Annotated in this window: 19 protein-coding genes; all 19 read right to left on the bottom strand. The window is 55.1% G+C overall.

The window, feature by feature from the left end; all coding sequences use genetic code 11:
• Window positions 1–23 precede the first annotated feature (23 nt).
• A complete protein-coding gene (locus QZR18_RS03280) occupies window positions 24–920 on the bottom strand; it encodes a phosphatidate cytidylyltransferase (protein WP_295910338.1) in 897 nt (298 codons plus the stop codon).
• The gene (gene frr / locus QZR18_RS03285; RefSeq protein WP_009748074.1) at window positions 920–1,477 is read right to left on the bottom strand and encodes a ribosome recycling factor; all 558 of its coding nucleotides are present in this window, start codon (window positions 1,475–1,477) and stop codon (window positions 920–922) included. Before frr ends, QZR18_RS03280 begins: the two co-directional genes overlap by 1 nt.
• A 13-nt stretch (window positions 1,478–1,490) precedes the next feature.
• Window positions 1,491–2,210 carry a UMP kinase gene (gene pyrH / locus QZR18_RS03290; RefSeq protein ID WP_009748073.1) on the bottom strand — a complete coding sequence of 240 codons (720 nt, stop codon included), beginning with the start codon at window positions 2,208–2,210 and terminating at the stop codon, window positions 1,491–1,493.
• Window positions 2,211–2,290: 80 nt separating this feature from the next.
• A complete protein-coding gene (gene tsf, locus QZR18_RS03295) occupies window positions 2,291–3,118 on the bottom strand; it encodes a translation elongation factor Ts (protein ID WP_178706258.1) in 828 nt (275 codons plus the stop codon).
• A 20-nt stretch (window positions 3,119–3,138) separates the two neighbouring features.
• On the bottom strand, window positions 3,139–3,975 hold the full coding sequence (rpsB, locus tag QZR18_RS03300) for a 30S ribosomal protein S2 (RefSeq protein ID WP_178706255.1): 837 nt from the start codon (window positions 3,973–3,975) through the stop codon (window positions 3,139–3,141).
• Between the two features lie 894 nt (window positions 3,976–4,869).
• Window positions 4,870–5,781, bottom strand: a complete 912-nt coding sequence (locus QZR18_RS03305) for a tyrosine recombinase XerC (RefSeq protein ID WP_178706253.1) — start codon at window positions 5,779–5,781, stop codon at window positions 4,870–4,872.
• 10 nt (window positions 5,782–5,791) lie between these two features.
• Window positions 5,792–6,949: a DNA-processing protein DprA gene (gene dprA / locus QZR18_RS03310; RefSeq protein ID WP_178706246.1), complete on the bottom strand. Its 1,158-nt coding sequence runs from the start codon at window positions 6,947–6,949 to the stop codon at window positions 5,792–5,794.
• On the bottom strand, window positions 6,936–8,501 hold the full coding sequence (locus tag QZR18_RS03315; RefSeq protein WP_295910339.1) for a YifB family Mg chelatase-like AAA ATPase: 1,566 nt from the start codon (window positions 8,499–8,501) through the stop codon (window positions 6,936–6,938). Before QZR18_RS03315 ends, dprA begins: the two co-directional genes overlap by 14 nt.
• Window positions 8,498–8,899, bottom strand: coding sequence for a YraN family protein (locus QZR18_RS03320; protein ID WP_295910340.1), 402 nt, complete (start codon window positions 8,897–8,899; stop codon window positions 8,498–8,500). The genes QZR18_RS03315 and QZR18_RS03320 overlap by 4 nt, the downstream gene beginning before the upstream one ends.
• Before the next feature lie 193 nt (window positions 8,900–9,092).
• A complete protein-coding gene (locus QZR18_RS03325) occupies window positions 9,093–9,392 on the bottom strand; it encodes a DUF2469 domain-containing protein (RefSeq protein ID WP_009748064.1) in 300 nt (99 codons plus the stop codon).
• A gap of 48 nt (window positions 9,393–9,440) precedes the next feature.
• On the bottom strand, window positions 9,441–10,166 hold the full coding sequence (locus tag QZR18_RS03330; protein WP_178706237.1) for a ribonuclease HII: 726 nt from the start codon (window positions 10,164–10,166) through the stop codon (window positions 9,441–9,443).
• Entirely contained in the window at window positions 10,163–10,879 is a 717-nt protein-coding gene (gene lepB, locus QZR18_RS03335) for a signal peptidase I (RefSeq protein WP_178706298.1), read from the bottom strand. Before lepB ends, QZR18_RS03330 begins: the two co-directional genes overlap by 4 nt.
• Window positions 10,880–11,009: 130 nt before the next feature.
• Window positions 11,010–11,366 (bottom strand): 50S ribosomal protein L19, encoded by a 357-nt coding sequence (gene rplS, locus QZR18_RS03340; protein ID WP_019127080.1) that lies wholly within the window; start codon window positions 11,364–11,366, stop codon window positions 11,010–11,012.
• A 198-nt stretch (window positions 11,367–11,564) separates the two neighbouring features.
• Window positions 11,565–12,890, bottom strand: a complete 1,326-nt coding sequence (trmD, locus tag QZR18_RS03345) for a tRNA (guanosine(37)-N1)-methyltransferase TrmD (protein ID WP_178706235.1) — start codon at window positions 12,888–12,890, stop codon at window positions 11,565–11,567.
• Between the two features lie 14 nt (window positions 12,891–12,904).
• Entirely contained in the window at window positions 12,905–13,411 is a 507-nt protein-coding gene (rimM, locus tag QZR18_RS03350) for a ribosome maturation factor RimM (RefSeq protein WP_178706233.1), read from the bottom strand.
• A 75-nt stretch (window positions 13,412–13,486) separates the two neighbouring features.
• Window positions 13,487–13,726 (bottom strand): RNA-binding protein, encoded by a 240-nt coding sequence (locus QZR18_RS03355; protein WP_019127083.1) that lies wholly within the window; start codon window positions 13,724–13,726, stop codon window positions 13,487–13,489.
• A 2-nt stretch (window positions 13,727–13,728) separates the two neighbouring features.
• A complete protein-coding gene (gene rpsP / locus QZR18_RS03360; protein WP_019127084.1) occupies window positions 13,729–14,214 on the bottom strand; it encodes a 30S ribosomal protein S16 in 486 nt (161 codons plus the stop codon).
• 201 nt (window positions 14,215–14,415) lie between these two features.
• On the bottom strand, window positions 14,416–15,522 hold the full coding sequence (locus QZR18_RS03365) for an amidohydrolase family protein (protein ID WP_178706231.1): 1,107 nt from the start codon (window positions 15,520–15,522) through the stop codon (window positions 14,416–14,418).
• The gene (gene ffh / locus QZR18_RS03370) at window positions 15,522–17,126 is read right to left on the bottom strand and encodes a signal recognition particle protein (RefSeq protein WP_178706229.1); all 1,605 of its coding nucleotides are present in this window, start codon (window positions 17,124–17,126) and stop codon (window positions 15,522–15,524) included. The genes QZR18_RS03365 and ffh overlap by 1 nt, the downstream gene beginning before the upstream one ends.
• Window positions 17,127–17,132: the final 6 nt, after the last annotated feature.

Below are 17,132 nucleotides of genomic sequence, written 5' to 3' on the forward strand. Positions count from 1 at the left end.
AGTGCTTTCATTCAGATGCGAACTTAACGCAAAGCGAAAATAAAGATCACATAGAAAACCGGGGCGGTCATCAGCAGTGAATCGATACGATCAAGCACACCACCGTGCCCGGGGATCAATCCCGACATATCTTTGAGCCCAACCTCACGCTTAATTAAAGATTCGGTAAGGTCCCCGATCGTCGCACACACACAGCCACAGACACCGGCAATAACACCCCACCACCACGTTGCGCCCAGCAGCATAAATCCGCCGATTCCCGTGAGGATGCAAAAAAGCAAAGAGCCGATAAAGCCTTCCCATGACTTCTTCGGAGACAGTCGCGGTGCCATGGGGTGTTTACCAAACATAATTCCCGCAAGCCATCCACCGATGTCATTAAAGGCGGTGATAAGGACATAAACACCGATCACCGCGGGCGAGCGAAAATCTCGCAGCAAGAGGACAACAAAGCAGGCCAAGAAAGGAACGTAAACGGCACTGAAGACACTCGCAATGATGTCAGTGATTCTGGAAGGAGTCGGCGCATCAACCAGTCTCCATGCGACGACAGCAAAAACCGTCAAGTACAGCGCCATTGTGACGGCCTCGGGGCCCAAGAACCACGCGCACACCATCATCCCAATTGCGCCAAGATACAGCGGCGCCATGGCAAGACGTGTGCCCACGCGAGCAAAGGCTCCACCCAACTCCCATAAACCGAGGAGGGCAATGCAGCATACAAAGGCGACAAAAATACCTTGAACAACAAGCAGTGAAGCGACAAGAAGAGCAATCAGCACGACAGCGGAAGAAATGGCTGCCGGAAGGTTCCGACCCGCACGCCCGGTGGGTGCAAGTGGCTGATTGTTTTCGCGCGGCTCCGGAGAGAAGACGCGCGAAAACACTGAGGGACGCGGTTGATGGGATGAAGCCGACATCAGATTGTCAGGAGTTCGCTTTCCTTCGTAGCCAAGAGCTTGTCGATCAGCTCAACACGCGCCTTCGTTGCGGATTCGAGAGCCTTTTCTGCGCGTTCGACCTCATCCTCACCTGCGTCGCCGTCCTTCTTTAGGCGATCAAGAGCTTCCTTGGCCTTACGACGGATAGAACGAACAGAAACGCGAGCGTCTTCGGCTTTGTTCTTAGCCTGCTTCACGTATTCCTTACGACGCTCTTCAGTCAGCGCAGGCAGAACCACGCGGACAACATTGCCGTCATCGGTCGGGTTGACACCCAGATCCGACTCACGCAGGGTCTTAATAATTTCTTGAGTCGCGGTGCGGTCGAAAGGAGAAATCAGAACCGTGCGGGCCTCGGGAATCTGGAAAGAAGCAAGTTGCTGCATGGGAGTCGGGGCACCGTAGTAGTCCACCAAAAGCTGTTCAAACATACCGGCATTTGCACGGCCAGTGCGGATATTTCCAAACTCATGGCGGGCAGCCTCGACCGTCTTATCCATCTTGTCTTCTGCTTCGAGCAGGATGTCATCAATCACGGAAGTGTTCCTTTCAGTGTGATTCGCTGAGCACAAGCGTACCGATTTTTTCGCCTCGTAGCGCTGCAGTAACGTTACCAGCTTCGGACATGCCAAAGACGCGCATTGTGAGACCGTTTTCCTGGCCAAGAGCAAACGCTGCCGCATCGACAACTTTCAGGCCTCGACTCAAGGCGTCTTGGTAGGTGACAAAGTCAAGTTTCTTCGCATCGGGGTTAATGCGGGGATCGTCATCATAGACGCCGTCTACGCCATTCTTTGCGACAAGCAGTTCATCGCAATGAGTTTCCAAGGCTCGCTGAGCAGAGACAGTATCGGTGGAGAAATATGGAAGGCCCGCGCCAGCACCGAAAAGAACGACACGGCCTTTCTCCAGGTGACGGATTGCGCGCAGAGGAATGTAAGGTTCTGCGACCTGCTGCATAGCAATCGCACTTTGAACACGCGCCGGGACACCGGATTGCTCAATAAAGTCTTGAAGCGCCAGGGCATTCATGACGGTTCCGAGCATTCCCATGTAGTCTGCGCGGGAGCGGTCAAGCCCCTGCCGAGAGAGCTCAGCACCACGGAAAAAGTTACCGCCACCAACGACGACTGCAACCTGGATCCCAGCGTGAACGGCATCTGCAATCTGTTCTGCGATTGAGCGGACTACCGTGGGATCGAGACCGACGGAACCTCCGCCGAAAGCCTCACCTGAGAGTTTGAGCAGGACACGACGAGCAGCTGGCATGAATTCTTCTCCTTTGAATATGTGCTGAGTCGAAAGAGATAGGGCGATGGCCCCGCCAGAAGCGGGGCCATCACACGAAATCAGGCGCCGACGTGGACGCGCACGAACTGGGTGACCTTTGCACCAGCCTCGCGCAGGACCTGTCCGACGGACTTTGAAGGATCGCGAGCAAATGCCTGATCGACCAGGCAGTTGTCCTTGAAGAATGCCTCAAGACGTCCCTGAACGATCTTGGGGACGATCTTCTCGGGCTTGCCTTCCTCGAGGGTGATCTTCTCGAGGGTGGCGCGTTCCTTTTCCAAGATATCGGCCGGGACCGAGTCGCGGTCAAGGTAAGCGGGCATGTAGGCAGCGACGTGCATCGCGATATCGTGTGCAACGCCTGCTCCAGCTGCGTCGGTGACGACGAAGACGCCAACCTGCGGGGGCAGGTCGGGGCTGGTCTGGTGCAGGTAGAGATCAACGTTCTCGCCCTCAACACGAATCACGCGACGGATCTCGAGCTTTTCGCCGATAACTGCGGCCATTGCATCAAGCTGCTCCTTAACGGTGGAGTCAGCCATGGGGGCTGCAAGCAGCGAGTCGACATCAGAAGCACCAGAAGCGACTGCAGCTTCGAGTACTGACTTAGCGAAGTCAATGAACTTCTGGTTCTTTGCGACGAAGTCGGTCTCGGAGTTGACCTCAACCATAACACCCACGCCATCTTGAACCGAAGCGGCAAGCAGGCCTGCAGATGCCTGACGACCTTCACGCTTGGACAGCGACTTGAGGCCCTTGAGGCGAATGATCTCGAGAGCCTTCTCGGCATCGCCATCGGCTTCCTGGAGAGCCTTCTTGACGTCCATCATGCCTGCGCCGGTCTTCTCGCGCAGAGCCTTCACATCAGCGGCAGTGAAATTAGCCATTACTGAATTCCTTTCTCAGCTCAGTCCTGTGCAGGCTTTTCGGACTCTTCGACAACGGCTTCTGCTGCGGACTCGTCAGCCGCAACTTCACCTTCGAGGAGCTCGCGCTCCCACTCAGCCAGAGGCTCAACTGCAGAGGAATCCTCAGAAGCATTCTTACGGCCGGCGCTGCGTGCAAGCAGGCCTTCAGCAACTGCGTCTGCAATCACGCGGGTCAGCAGTGCAACCGCGCGAATCGCGTCGTCGTTGCCGGGAATGCGGTAGTCGACCTCGTCCGGATCAGCATTGGTGTCCAGGATGGCAACGATCGGGATGTTGAGCTTGCGAGCTTCAGAAACAGCGAGGTGTTCCTTCTTGGGGTCAACGATCCACACTGCGGAAGGAACCTTGGCCATATCGCGGATACCGCCGAGGGTGCGAGCGAGCTTGTCCTTCTCGCGACGCATCATAAGCAGTTCCTTCTTGGTGCGACCGGAAGAGGCAACATCATCGAAGTCGATCTGCTCAAGTTCCTTCAGACGCTGGAGGCGCTTGGAAACGGTGGAGAAGTTGGTGAGCATACCACCGAGCCAGCGGTGGTTCACATAGGGCATGCCAACGCGCTGTGCCTGCTCGGCGACAGCTTCCTGTGCCTGCTTCTTGGTGCCGACGAAGAGGATGGTTCCGCCGTGTGCAACGGTTTCCTTGACGAAGTCGAAGGCGATATCGATATCGGCAATGGTCTGCTCGAGGTCGATGATGTAGATGCCGTTACGCTCGGTCAGGATGAAGCGCTTCATCTTCGGGTTCCAACGACGGGTCTGGTGCCCGAAGTGAACGCCAGATTCCAGAAGCTGGCGCATGGTGACGATTGCCATTGCATCGTCCTTTCCCCGCTGAGCGGGATCATGGGGTTTCCCCCGGTTTTCTCGGTTAATGTGCCTTTCGGCCCTGGTGCCATGACGTTGCGACCCATTGGACCGTGACGCAACTGCCCCGGCACTTTCACTTCCGTGAGGTGCTCGGAAAATGGCACGCGAAGTCATCCGCATAGCGAATGCTGTTCAATCCTACCGTATTCGTCACGGAGATTCGGCCTTCAGAAGGTGTGCAATGACGAAATTGAGCTTGTGATTGCTCACTTTTTATCCACAGGTCGTACGTCCTCTCCGTGTTTTCCACAGGTTCAAGCATGCTCATGCATACAGATGACTTTTAGAGAGATCGTGGACTATGGCGACATTTCCTGATCTTCGCAAGATGCTGACACACATAGGACTAGCAACACTCGTTGCCTTTGCATTTCTAGGTCTACCGGCATACGGTGCCACGCAGTCTCATTCTGTTCCGCAGTGGCACCATCCTTTCAGAGGCGGATTCACCCTGGTTAAAGCTTTTAACCCACCAGATAGACCCTGGTTGAGTGGATCTCGGGGAGTATGGCTCGACCTCCATAACCCTCAAGGAACAATCGAGTCACCATGCGATGGCAGGGTGATCTACAGCGCCGAGCTCGCTGGCCGAAAGGTTCTTTCAATTGACTGCGGCGGGATCCATTCGACTTTCGAACCTGTGGTGACCACGCTGCGCACCGGCCAAAGTGTGAGGCGAGGAGAGCAAATTGCTTCAGTTCCTCCTCTAGGGAGCGAATGGACAAGCACATCTATTCGAGAAGCACAGATTCACTGGGGCGCAAAAGTCTCACGCACTCGATATATCAACCCATTGCGAATGCTCACTGGGCACCCCAGGCTTAAAACCCTTTGAACACGCTAGGCACGCGGGTGTGCTTGTCGATAGATTGCACTTAGACGCTGGGCATCAACATGCGTATACCTTTGCGTTGTTTGAAGTGAGGAATGCCCAAGCATTTCTTGCACTGCTCGAAGATCGGCTCCCCCACCCAAAATATGCGTTGCTGCGGTATGCCGAAGGGCGTGAGGTGCAATATCTCGAACCCCTGCACGTGCACACATCCGGTGGAGCATTCCTCGGATTACGCGCGGATCGATACGCTTACCTTTGTCACCGACAAAAAGTGCCTTCCCTGCTTCTGGATGGGCCAACTCTTGTCTTGGCCCATTAAGCCAACGCTGAAGGGCATTGAGACAAGTCCGGGTAAAGGGAACAATGCGTTCCTTATTTCCTTTACCGATCACACGAAGGGTCATTCCCTGTTGATCAATCGAGGTCGTATCCAAGGAACAGACTTCACTCACACGCATTCCAGTCGCGTAAATAGTTTCTAGAATTGCCCAATCTCGTACTGCTGCTGGTGAGGGATCATCACTGGCTTGGAGCGCAGCACATGCAAGGAGGCGTTCAGTATCAGAAACTGTTTGGACCTGAGGAAGCTTTTGATCACCGCGAGCGCTGGTCACAAGCAGCCCGGGATCAGTTGTGAGATAGCCCCGACGGTGAGCCCACGCCGTGAATGAGCGTATCGAGGCAGTCTTCCGTGACACAGTTGAGCGTGAGTTCCCCTTGCGAAGTTCATCCGCAAGCCACATGCGAATTGCCCGCAAGGTAACGATGTCATTGACGTTTTCTACTGTGAGCTCATCGGTATCGGTATGTTCGAGAAATGAGTGCAAGTCTCCGATGTAGGCACGCAGAGTATGCGGAGAAACTACAGCATTAGCGCGCAGGTAGGTCTCCCACGCTTCCAGCAGTCTCTCATCCATACCGAGCAGTTTAGCGATGTGGGGATTTACTTCGGTGCCAGCCGCGCTCATCATTTGCGACATAACCCTCTAATTGAAGTCGAACAAGCGCGATCTTCACGCTCTCTTCATCCAGACCAGCAGCAACCGCCGCTCTTTCAATTGTCATTGAACTCCTCTGCGGAAGCGCCTCAAATACTCTGCGCATCAGTGGCTGAAGCGCATCAATCCCATGATCGGAAGCTACTGGGTCTCCAAATAGTGGCATTTGGTTTTCTTCAGGGAGCTTCTCCCCGATCATGTCGACAATATCTGCCCAATCACGAACGAGTATTCCTCCGTTACGCAACAGTTCGTGGACGCCTCGTGAAGCCTCTGAATAGACCGAGCCCGGAACTCCGCCAACGGGGGTCCCCATCTCTAGTGCCCAACGCGCAGTTGCCAGCGCACCAGAGCGTGGTGAAGCCTCGACGACGACAACCCCAGCGGCAGCTGCGGCGATCAGGCGGTTCCTTCCTAAGAAGCGCCACTTAGCTGGACGGAAAGTGCAGGGAACTTCGGATACTAAGGCCCCTCCACACCTCAGAATCGCACGAAATAGATCGCTATTGCTGGCTGGGTAGAGGTTTCCCAATCCGCCAGCCATGTAGGCACAGGTCTGGCCTCGAACATTAACGCTTCCCTGGTGCACCGCGGTATCTATGCCTATTGCTCCGCCCGAAATTGTCCCATAACCACGATGCGACAGCTCTGATGCCAGTTCACTTGCTACTTCGTTCCCATAGTGCGATGAGGCTCGAGCGCCAACGATTGCGATAGCAGGTGACTTCGGCATCTCTCCGATGACCCAGAGCAACCGAGGCTGCCCTTCCCCTAGTTTTTCAAAGCCACCTGGCCAGTCAGGATCGCTAGGAAGAACAAGACGTCCACCGATTTTATTCAAGATTTCCAATTCAACGTGTGGATTCGCAGCCAAAGCGCGCGGTCGCCAGCGTTTCCAGCAGGAACGAAATACTTCTTCCTCACTTCTCAAGCACTGAGGGATTACCGGCGTCGAGGCTAATATCCAAGATTTCGCTTCTTCGTCTCCCAAACGTAGTCGCAAAAGATCAAGGTGCACATCCGATGGTTCGCTCACGCTATTCCACCAGATTTCGTCGAGTAGTTCGGGGGTCTCACCCAATGCCATAGTTCTCGCCTCCTTGCCTGAGCTGGAGAGCTGCAGAGAACTCATCCAGTCCAATCGAGTTTTTTCCCGAATAATCCGCGCAGGTCCACATAAGTCGCAGTAAGCGATCCGCTCCCCTCATTGAGAGCCGACCTTGATCAACTGAGTGATCGATCATGCTCAGGATCTGATCCGAAGGTGGGTGAAGCGATCGAATCCACGAGCCCGCGACATCCCGATTCAGACGCCATTGAGTATCTTTAAGCCGATGAGCAGCTCGTTCACGCGCTTCGAAGACCTTGTCTTTGAGTGAATGCGAGGTGAAGTGAGATGCACAAGCAAGATCCGCCTGGCTGGGAACACGCATTGACAGTGTGATGTCGATGCGATCAATCAGAGGTCCTGAAAGACGTGCCAGGTAACGCCTCCTTTGGATGGAGGAGCAGGAACACGAACGAATTCGTCCACCCAGGTGCCCACACGGACAGGGATTTGTTGCCATCACCAATTGGAAAGAAGCTGGGTAACGCGCCGTATGGCCTGAACGTTGGATTCGCACCCACCCTGACTCCAATGGTTGCCGAAGAGAATCCAGAACTGCCGGCGCAAATTCTGTGGCTTCATCAAGAAACAGAATTCCTGCATGCGCCAATGAAGCGGCACCCGGGCGGATCACACCGCTGCCACCACCGACCATTGCAGGGATCGACATCGAGTGATGCGGAGCTTGAAATGGAGGTTCTGTCAGCAATTGTCCGCTGCTCAAGTCCCCGGCAATCGAATGAATAGCGCTAGCAGTTAAGGCATCGCTTTGTTCAAGTTCCGGAAGGATTGAAGGAAGTCTGGAAGCCATCATCGTCTTCCCGCTTCCAGGTTCCCCGATCATCATCAGATGATGGCCGCCCGAGGCCGCGATGGCGACCGCTTCGATTGCCGAGTTATGTCCACGTACTTGAGAAAAGTCTCCTACTCCCCCGCTTCGCATTCCTTCTTCTCCGGCATTTTTAAGCACCGATTCTTGAGCGGCTAGCCCAAGTACTCGTGCTCGTTTTGCCTGCCCGCCGAATGCCTGGACGAAGTCCGCGAGGTGCGCGAATGCGCACACTTCTATCCCTGGAACGAGTTGGGCTTCGCTGCGCGCCTCAAGAGGAACGAATACTCGGGTAATTCCCGATCGTCGCGCCGAAATTACCGCGGGCAAAATTCCCGGAAGAGTATGCAGACTGCCGTCCAAAGCAAGTTCGCCAATGAAGACTTCACCTGCAACTCCTGTGCTTTGGATCTTCGAAGTTGCCAGAAGTATCGAGGCGGCAATGGAGAAATCAAATCCCGAGCCCGATTTTGGAAGCCCAGCGGGAGAAAGTCCGACCGTAACGTGCCGGTCGAGAACTTCCAACTCACAGGCTTGGAGGGCTGAGCGAACACGATCGCGAGCCTCTCTTAGGGATGCATCCGGAAGCCCGACGAGGGTGAAATTCACCAGCCCGCGGCCGACATGCGTTTCAACGTCGACGATATTTCCATCTAGGCCCACCAGAGCAATTGCGCGTGTACGCGCAAGCGAAGAAGTCACGCGATCCCCCTGAGCCATTCGATCTTCGGGGGATACCGCAAGAAATCTACACTTCCGCCTTCTCGCAGTTCTTGTCCGCAGGCACGAGGCACCGTCAACGCAACAATGTCGATACGCAGTTTTGAGAAGAGCCTGCGCTGGCGAGCCCACTGGGCCGCAAGCCGGCGAAGTTTCAATACCTTCCGAGTATCAATTGATTCGAGCGCACTGCCGTAACCAATCCCGACGCGAGTGCGTACCTCGACAACGACTGCGGTATTTCCTTCGCGCGCAAGAATGTCGAGCTCTCCGCGGTTTGAGTCGCGCCAATTCCGTTCAAGAACTTCTAGCCCCTGTTCTTCAATGAAACGACACGCATAGTCTTCCCCCGCTTGACCGAGGTATTTTCTGTAGTCCACCACAGCTCCTTCCCGTTGAAGGAAGGATGACAAAACAGGGATTACAGGGAAGTATTCACACGAAATTCTGTGGAAAACACCGATGAAATGTCATCCCTGTGGACAATGCACCGGCCGCAATAATGAGATGCGCAATAGACAATGAAGCACGCATCGGATTAGCCGATACGTGCTTTCCACTAGCAATACCAACTTAAGCGAGAGGTAGCTCAGGCTTATTGAGTTCCTCGACGTTGACATCCTTGTAGGTAACGACGCGCACTGAGTGTACGAATCGCGAGGAACGGTAAATATCCCAGACCCATGCATCGGTCAGGGTCAATTCAAAAAAGATATCCCCGCCAACTGGACGAGCCTGCACATCGACGTGGTTACACAGATAGAAGCGACGTTCAGTTTCGACGACATACTTGAACAAGCCAATGACATCGCGATATTCGCGAAACAGTTCAAGTTCGAGGTTGTTTTCATACGATTCGATATCGCCAGCCATGATCGCCTCCTGTGTTGCTCCCAGTATCTTAGAGCGCGACCGAGTAATTCAGCTTTCGACACCCGGAAGCCGCCATGAGCGCCGGTGAAGCACCGAGGGACCCAAACGCCTCAAAGCTTCGATATGCGCGGCCGAAGAATACCCTTTGTTCGATGCCCATCCATATCCCGGGTCCTCGTATTCTTCCATCAAGCGATCGCGAAAGACTTTCGCAGCAACTGAAGCAGCAGACACCGTCGCACACGATGCATCCGCCTTAATACGAGTGACAACCTTTGGGGTAGAGACCGTGGGATAAAGAGGACCATCAAGATCATCAAAAAGATCCGGAGAATCACTGAGCCAATCGTGGCTTCCATCCAACATGACGATATCTGCTTGAAAACCACGATCAGATGCGGCCTTTAAAGCACGCCGTCCGGCAAGTCGAAGTGCGGCAATAATTCCATAACGATCGATCTCATCGTTGCTTGCCTGGCCAATTTCAATGCAGGGACTCCACTGAAAAACAGGCTCAAATAAGGCCTCGCGAGCGCGAAGACTGAGCATCTTTGAATCAGCGAGCCCCGGAAGAACTGGAATCCCGGCAGGAGGAGCGAAAGCCAAGCCAACGCATACCGGACCGGCAAGAGATCCGCGTCCAACCTCGTCCATGCCAGCAACCACACCGAAACTACCTTGGAGCTCTTCTTCCCACTCACGGGTGGGAGTAATTTTCGACGAGCGCCTCGGTGCTTCTCTGCGGCGAGAAAAAGTCTGCTTGGATGCGTTCATTTGGCAGCGGGGACGTCAGCGAAGACCGAGCGGTCCCCCAACCAACTGAGGCGATTGCTCGGCCAAATTACTGCGAAAGCGCGCCCGACTACTGCACTTTCAGGCACATATGGGGTTTGTCCGTTCCCCATGTGATAACGAGAATCCGCAGAATTTGAACGGTTATCTCCCATAACCCACAGAGAGCCTTCAGGAACAGTGACGTCGAAAGTTATTGCCGAGGCCGCACCGTGGTTGGCGATGTAGGGCTCGGTGATAGTGACGCCATTGACCTGAAGCTTGCCATCTGCCGTACAACAAGTCACGTGATCGCCGCCAAGACCGATAACTCGCTTCACCAAGGTTTGTTCTCCACCTGCCGGAAGCAATCCGGTAAATTCAGCCACTTTTCGCAAAGGCGAAGAGGTATCTGTTTCGCTCTTGGCGAGCCATCCCAAAGTGTCATCAAAAACGACAACGTCTCCTCGCTTAATGTCTCCCGTGAAGTGGGAAACGCGAGATACAGCGATGCGGTCTTTTTCGACCAGAGTATTACGCATCGATGCAGAAGGGATCCAAAAGACCTGCACAAGGAAGGCGCGTAGAAGCGAGGAGATCACCAGGGCACAGACGATGATTACGGCAAGCTCACGCAGCCAATTGAAGGGGTTCTTCCGTGCCCGACGTTCTTCGCGCTCGATGTCCTTAATCGAAGGGCCGTGAGCAACCGGCATTCGGACGGCTTTCCCACGTGCGCCTGATCGACTCATAAACAGATCCCTTTCCTATGTCTACCGTAAATTCTCACACGTATGCGAAAACCCGGCATCCTTAAGGATACCGGGCTTATATCGCGAGCGAGTGTCACTCGGCAGATCCGGAGCGGTGCTCCTTGATCTTTGCGGCCTTACCGTGGCGCTCACGCAGGTAGTAGAGCTTTGCGCGGCGCACGTCGCCCTTGGTCACGACCTCGATCTTGTCGATCGTGGGGGCGTGCAGGGGGAAGGTACGCTCAACACCGACACCGAAGGAAACCTTGCGGACGGTGAAAGTTTCGGAAACACCGTGGCCACGGCGTGCGATAACAACGCCCTGGAAAACCTGGATACGTGAGCGGTTACCTTCGATAACCTTCACGTGAACCTTAACGGTATCGCCTGCACGGAAAGCAGGGATGTCTTCGCGCAGCGATGCTGCATCGACGGCGTCCAGCTTTTGCATTTTCACTCCTTGACGCTTCTGCCGCAGGTCAGTCACGTCTTTTCGGCAGGTCAAGCCTGCGTTTCTTCATGTATCTGCATGATCCGGCGGCCCCCCGCGGCAGGATACGCCACACACAGACCGTATAATTTTGCCACAGCTCAGGTACTAAAGAACACCCCGAAAGCCCAGAAGTGTGAGCACCAAGCGGTGATTTCGCTAACTCTCCATGGGACGAATCATGACGACGTCGGTGGCCTCGGTATTGGCACTCAAACGGAAACGACGCCTTCCTGCCTTTTTAAAACCATGCTTGCGATAAAAACGTTGTGCGCGTTCGTTATAGATGTGTGTTCCTAAAACGATTTGGCTTGCACCTTCTTCTCTGGCACTACGAATCGTGTGCTCCAGAATCGCACCAGCAATACCAGTTCCGTGAGCCTCTTCGCGCACATAGCACTTTGAAAGATAGGCAGCATGATCATCCAAGGGATACTTGCCATTTCCACGCGGCATTTCTTTCGGGCTATGCAAGAAAATCAAGGTGTAGGCAAGCAGCTGGCCTTCACTCTCCGCTAGGAAACAGCGCGCGTTGGGATCAGCAAGAAATTCCTCAAAAACCTGAGGATTCAACCCATCAGAAATAAAAGCCTGGACATCTTCCCCAGGAATAAAGTCCGGAGGTGCCATGGGGAAAGTGAGGCTCGCAAGCTCACTGATGCGCTCGGCCTCGTCAGGGCGCGCAGCACGAATCTCAACGGGTGCAACGCGATCCTCACGCATCAGCACACCGTTTTCCGCCAGAATTTCCCTGTCCCGGGTACTCAGCTGATCAGCTGAAGAGTGCGCTATACGGGCAACAATATCCGGACGTCGTTGCGCTGTTCGCTCAAGACTGCGATCTAAACGCCAACGATCGATCTTTGCGTGGTCCCCGGACATCAATACATCGGGAACCTGGTGCCCGCGCCACTCTTGTGGCTTCGTGTAAACCGGGTATTCCAAGAGACCAATACCGCTGTGGGATTCTTCAACCAGAGAATCGGGGTTCCCAATCACTCCGTCAATCAATCGACCGACAGCTTCAACCAGGACCAAGGCTGCCACTTCCCCACCGTTGAGGACGTAATCCCCGATGGAGAATTCTTCAACGACGACACCTCGGTTACGGTAGTGATCAGCAACGCGCTGATCAATGCCCTCGTATCGTCCGCAGGCGACGATGATTCGATCAAAATGTGAAAGTTCCTCAGCTTTTCGCTGGTTAAAGGGGATTCCCGAGGGGGTGGGGATTGCTAGAACGCACTTTCCCGGCTCTGTTCCGATGACGGTGTCCAGCGCCTCCCCCCAGACATCAGGCCTCATGACCATACCCGCACCCCCACCATACGGGGTGTCATCAACCGTTCGATGACGATCATGAGTCCATGAACGCAGGTCATGGACTCGAATGTCCAGCTGACCGCTTTGACGGGCCTTCCCCATGAGAGAGAGGTCAAGAGCGGCAAAGTACTGCGGGAAAATGCTCAGCAGATCGATACGCATAGGCTTTCTCTTCCTCAGCGGGCCTCAATGGCTTGATCATCAAAAAGCCCGGGGAGCGGCTCGATCGTCACAGTACCGTTTGGGATGTCAACCCTGGGAACAAGTTGATGGACGAAGGGAACCATGACAGTGCCTGCGGAGGTCTTCACTAAGAGGAGATCCTGAGCGGCACCCATTTGAAGCCCTTGAACCACGCCCAATTCGTTCCCTTGAGGATCAAGTGCGCGCAGCCCCTTGAGCTGGTGCGGATACCACGCATCTTCTTCTTCCCTCTCGTCGACAAGCAGACGAGCGCCGCGCAGTACTTCGGCGTCCTCGCGGCTTGAAACCTCATCAAAAAGGGCGATGACACGATCTTTTTGCTGACGAATTGAAGAAAGCGTGAGCGTGGGGAACTCCGTATTCGAGGTCGAGAAGCTTTCTCCAGGGGTAAAAAGCTGCGGATCGTCGCTTCGAATATCCACAATGACTTCCCCACGCAGTCCGTGTGCGGGTCCGATCTGTGCTGCCGTCATGAGCATGGGATGAATCCTTTTCGGGGGTATGCCAAACGGGGACCTGTTTAAGTCAGGTCCCCGTTTGAGATCACTAAGTTGTCACTCGCGGTCGGTGTCAACGACATCAACGCGGACATTTCCCCGGGGAGAAAGCGCGTTCATTACCGTGCGCAGCGCACGGGCCGTACGACCTCCGCGGCCGATGACACGCCCCAGATCCTCAGGGTTCACACGAACCTCAAGCATCTGCCCACGACGCATATTGCGAGAAGAAACCCGCACGTCCTCGGGGTGATCAACGATTCCGCTGACCAGGTGTTCGAGTGCATCAGCAAGCATGATCAGGCTTCCTCGCCGGCTTCTTCAGCCTTGGGCTCTTCTGCAGCTTCTTCAGCGGCAGCAGCCTGTGCGGCTTCCTCTTCAGCCTTGCGAGCAGCTTCTTCCTCAGCCTTCTTGGCGGAGGCGTCTGCCTTGCGCTTCTCAGCAGCGGCTTCGGCGTCCTTGATCGCCTGAGCAGCAGCGGCTGCCTTGTCGGCATCTGCGTACTGCACGCGGGACACTGCGTCTGCCTTGCCATTGAAGCGAGCGATGTCACCGGTCAGGACCAGCAGGTTACGAACCTGGTCCGAAGGCTGTGCGCCAACGCCGAGCCAGTACTGAACGCGGTCAGACTTGATCTCGATGGTCGAGGGGTTCGGGGTCGGATCATACAGACCGACCTCTTCGATGACGCGTCCGTCACGCTTCTTGCGCGAGTCAACGACAACGACACGGTAAACGGGTGCATGGATCTTGCCCATGCGCTTCAAACGAATGCGAACTGCCACTGTTGTGGTCACTCCTGTTTCAAATCGGTGTGGAATAGACATACGTCAGGTAGGGAAACACAGACGATGATTATCCCGGGACGCGACGAACTCAGATGAGAGGGCTCTTCGCACGTCGAGTACAGCGATTAATTATGCCAGTTTTAGCTGGTCTTTCCAAGCCAATCGGCGCCAGACTAAGCCAATTCACGGTGGTCTTGGTCACCGCTTACGCGAAGACGTCGACGAAAGCGCGACAAGCTCTCCACCTCGGCACACCCAAAGGGGTGCAAGAAGCGCATCAATATCGTCGGGACAAGCTGAGTATCCGACAAGATCAGCGCTTCCTCCAACGAGGCCTTCACCAATTCCCAGATAGCGGCGCGTTTCCAGCGTTGCCCTTTGAAGAATTTCACGAGGCCTCAATCCAAGTTCACCCCAGGCACGCAGTTCCGCAAGAATACTTCCGGGTTGTTGGTAGCCGCCCGTATCACTTGCAGGCAAGACCGTAATTCCAGAGTCGAAGAGCTCTTGAGCTTGCTCGTATCTGCGTTGCCACAGCGTGTTCATTGTCGCTGAATATCTGGGATATTTACGTGCCGCCTGCTCAGAAAATTCCTTGAACAATTCGCGCTGAAGCATGGTGACAGATACCGCGATCCCGCGTTTTTTCGCTTCGCAGATCTGATCTTTATCCATGCCACTAGCATGTTCAATATCATCAACGCCTGCTTCAATGAGGTCATCAATGACGCGCGAGGAAAAGGCATGAACCGCCACACGACCTCCCGCCTCGTGGACTCCGGCGACGGCATCGATAAGAATTTCGCGGGGCCACAGAGGCTCAAGATCGGCCTGTGCTCCCCCGCTACGGTCAATCCAGTCACCAACGATCTTCACCCACCCGTCACCGCGGGCACACTCTTCACACGCAATATCTGGTAGCTCACGAACATCGCTGACCTCACGCGCAAGACCTCGGATATACCTCATTGGCCTTGCGATATGACGACCGCACCGAATGAGAGTTGGATATCGGGACTCACCATTCACCCACGAAGTGTCGACGGGAGATCCACAATCGCGTAGAAGAGTCACCCCCGCATGAAGCATGGCATCAAGTTGCTCACGCTGTTGAGTGCGGCCAAGAGACGTCGCAGCTGCACCGACACCGATATGACAGTGGACATCTGCGAAAGCGGGTGCAGCCCACCCACTGAGAACTTGCGAATAGGTAGGAATCTCATCGACGGGCGAGATTACTGGAGTTAAATTCCACTGACCACTGACCCATCCTGAATCAGTAAAAAGATGCCCGTCGAAATACATCAGCCTCGGCCGAGCATACGCCGGATATCTTCGGGAAGGTCATCCAAGGTTGGGCGCGGAGCATTGGGGGCCTGCGCGGGTGTTTCAGTGACACCAAATGCGGATCCCGCCGGGGATGAAGGACGCTGCTCACGAGGAAGCATCGCCTCCAATTCCTGCTGACGACGCTTCGCCGGGTTACCACTTCGCGCCTTCTTCGCAACACGTGCGCGCTGAGCGCGGTCCTTACGCGCCTGGGCCTTTTGCTTCGCCTTACCGCCGCTACCGGGCATCGAACCAAATCCGGGCATTCCTCCCGGACCCATCTGACCCATCTGCCCCATCATGGTCTTTGCGGCCTCAAAACGCTTGACCAGGTTATTGACCTCAGCGACCGTCACGCCCGAACCACGAGCGATGCGCGAGCGACGAGAGCCATTGAGAATCGAAACATCGGCACGCTCAGCGGGAGTCATTGAACGGACAATCGCTTCGACGCGATTGACTTCGCGCTCATCGAAGTTCTCAAGCTGATCGCGCATCTGAGCCATTCCGGGAATCATGCCCAGAACCTTCTTCATTGACCCAAGCTTGCGGACCTGCTGAAGCTGGCTAAGGAAGTCATCAAGCGTGAGCTCACCAGACATGGCCTTCTTGGCCATCTTCTCAGCTTCTTCTGCATCCAAGCGCTTTTCGGCTTGCTCGATGAGCGTCATGATATCGCCCATATCGAGGATCCGAGATGCCATACGGTCGGCATGGAAACGCTCGAAGTCGTCCAAACCTTCACCCGTCGAGGCAAAGAGGATCGGAGCCCCCGTTACGCCGCGCACGGAAAGGGCGGCACCGCCTCGGGAGTCACCATCGAGCTTGGAAAGCACGACACCGGTGAAACCAACACCGTCACGGAATGCGGTCGCGGTATTGACCGCATCCTGACCGATCATAGCGTCAAGGACAAACATGACTTCGTGCGGATTGACGGCCTGGCGAATAGCAATCGCCTGATCCATCATCTCTTGATCGACACCCAAACGGCCCGCGGTATCGACAATCACAACATCGATGCCGTGAGTGATCGCATAGTCCAAACCGGAACGCGCCACCTGAACCGGATCACCAACACCGTTACCCGGCTCGGGGGCCCACACCTGAACGCCCGCGCGCTCACCGACAATTTGAAGCTGGCCGACAGCATTGGGACGCTGAAGGTCAGAGGCGACAAGCAGGACGCTCTTTCCCTCTTCACGCAGCCACTTACCAAGCTTTCCGGCCAAAGTCGTCTTACCGGCACCCTGCAGACCCGCGAGCATGAAAACTGTCGGGCCTCGCTGAGCAAAATGCAGCTCTCGGGTTTCGCCACCCAGGATCTCAACAAGTTCATCATGAACAATACGGACAACCTGCTGGCCGGGGTTAAGCGCGCGGGAACGAGCCGCTCCATACGCCTTCTCGCGAACCTGAGTGGTGAACTGACGAACGACAGGAAGAGCAACGTCAGCATCGATCAGGGCACGACGAATCTCGCTAATAGTCTGATCGACATCAGATTCCGTCAAAACTCCGCGCGAACGGAGCCTCTTAAAAGACGCGGTCAAACGATCAGAAAGATCCGAGAAAGCCACTGTGAC

Source organism: uncultured Actinomyces sp. (assembly GCA_900541895.1).
In the GTDB taxonomy this organism is placed as follows: domain Bacteria; phylum Actinomycetota; class Actinomycetes; order Actinomycetales; family Actinomycetaceae; genus Pauljensenia.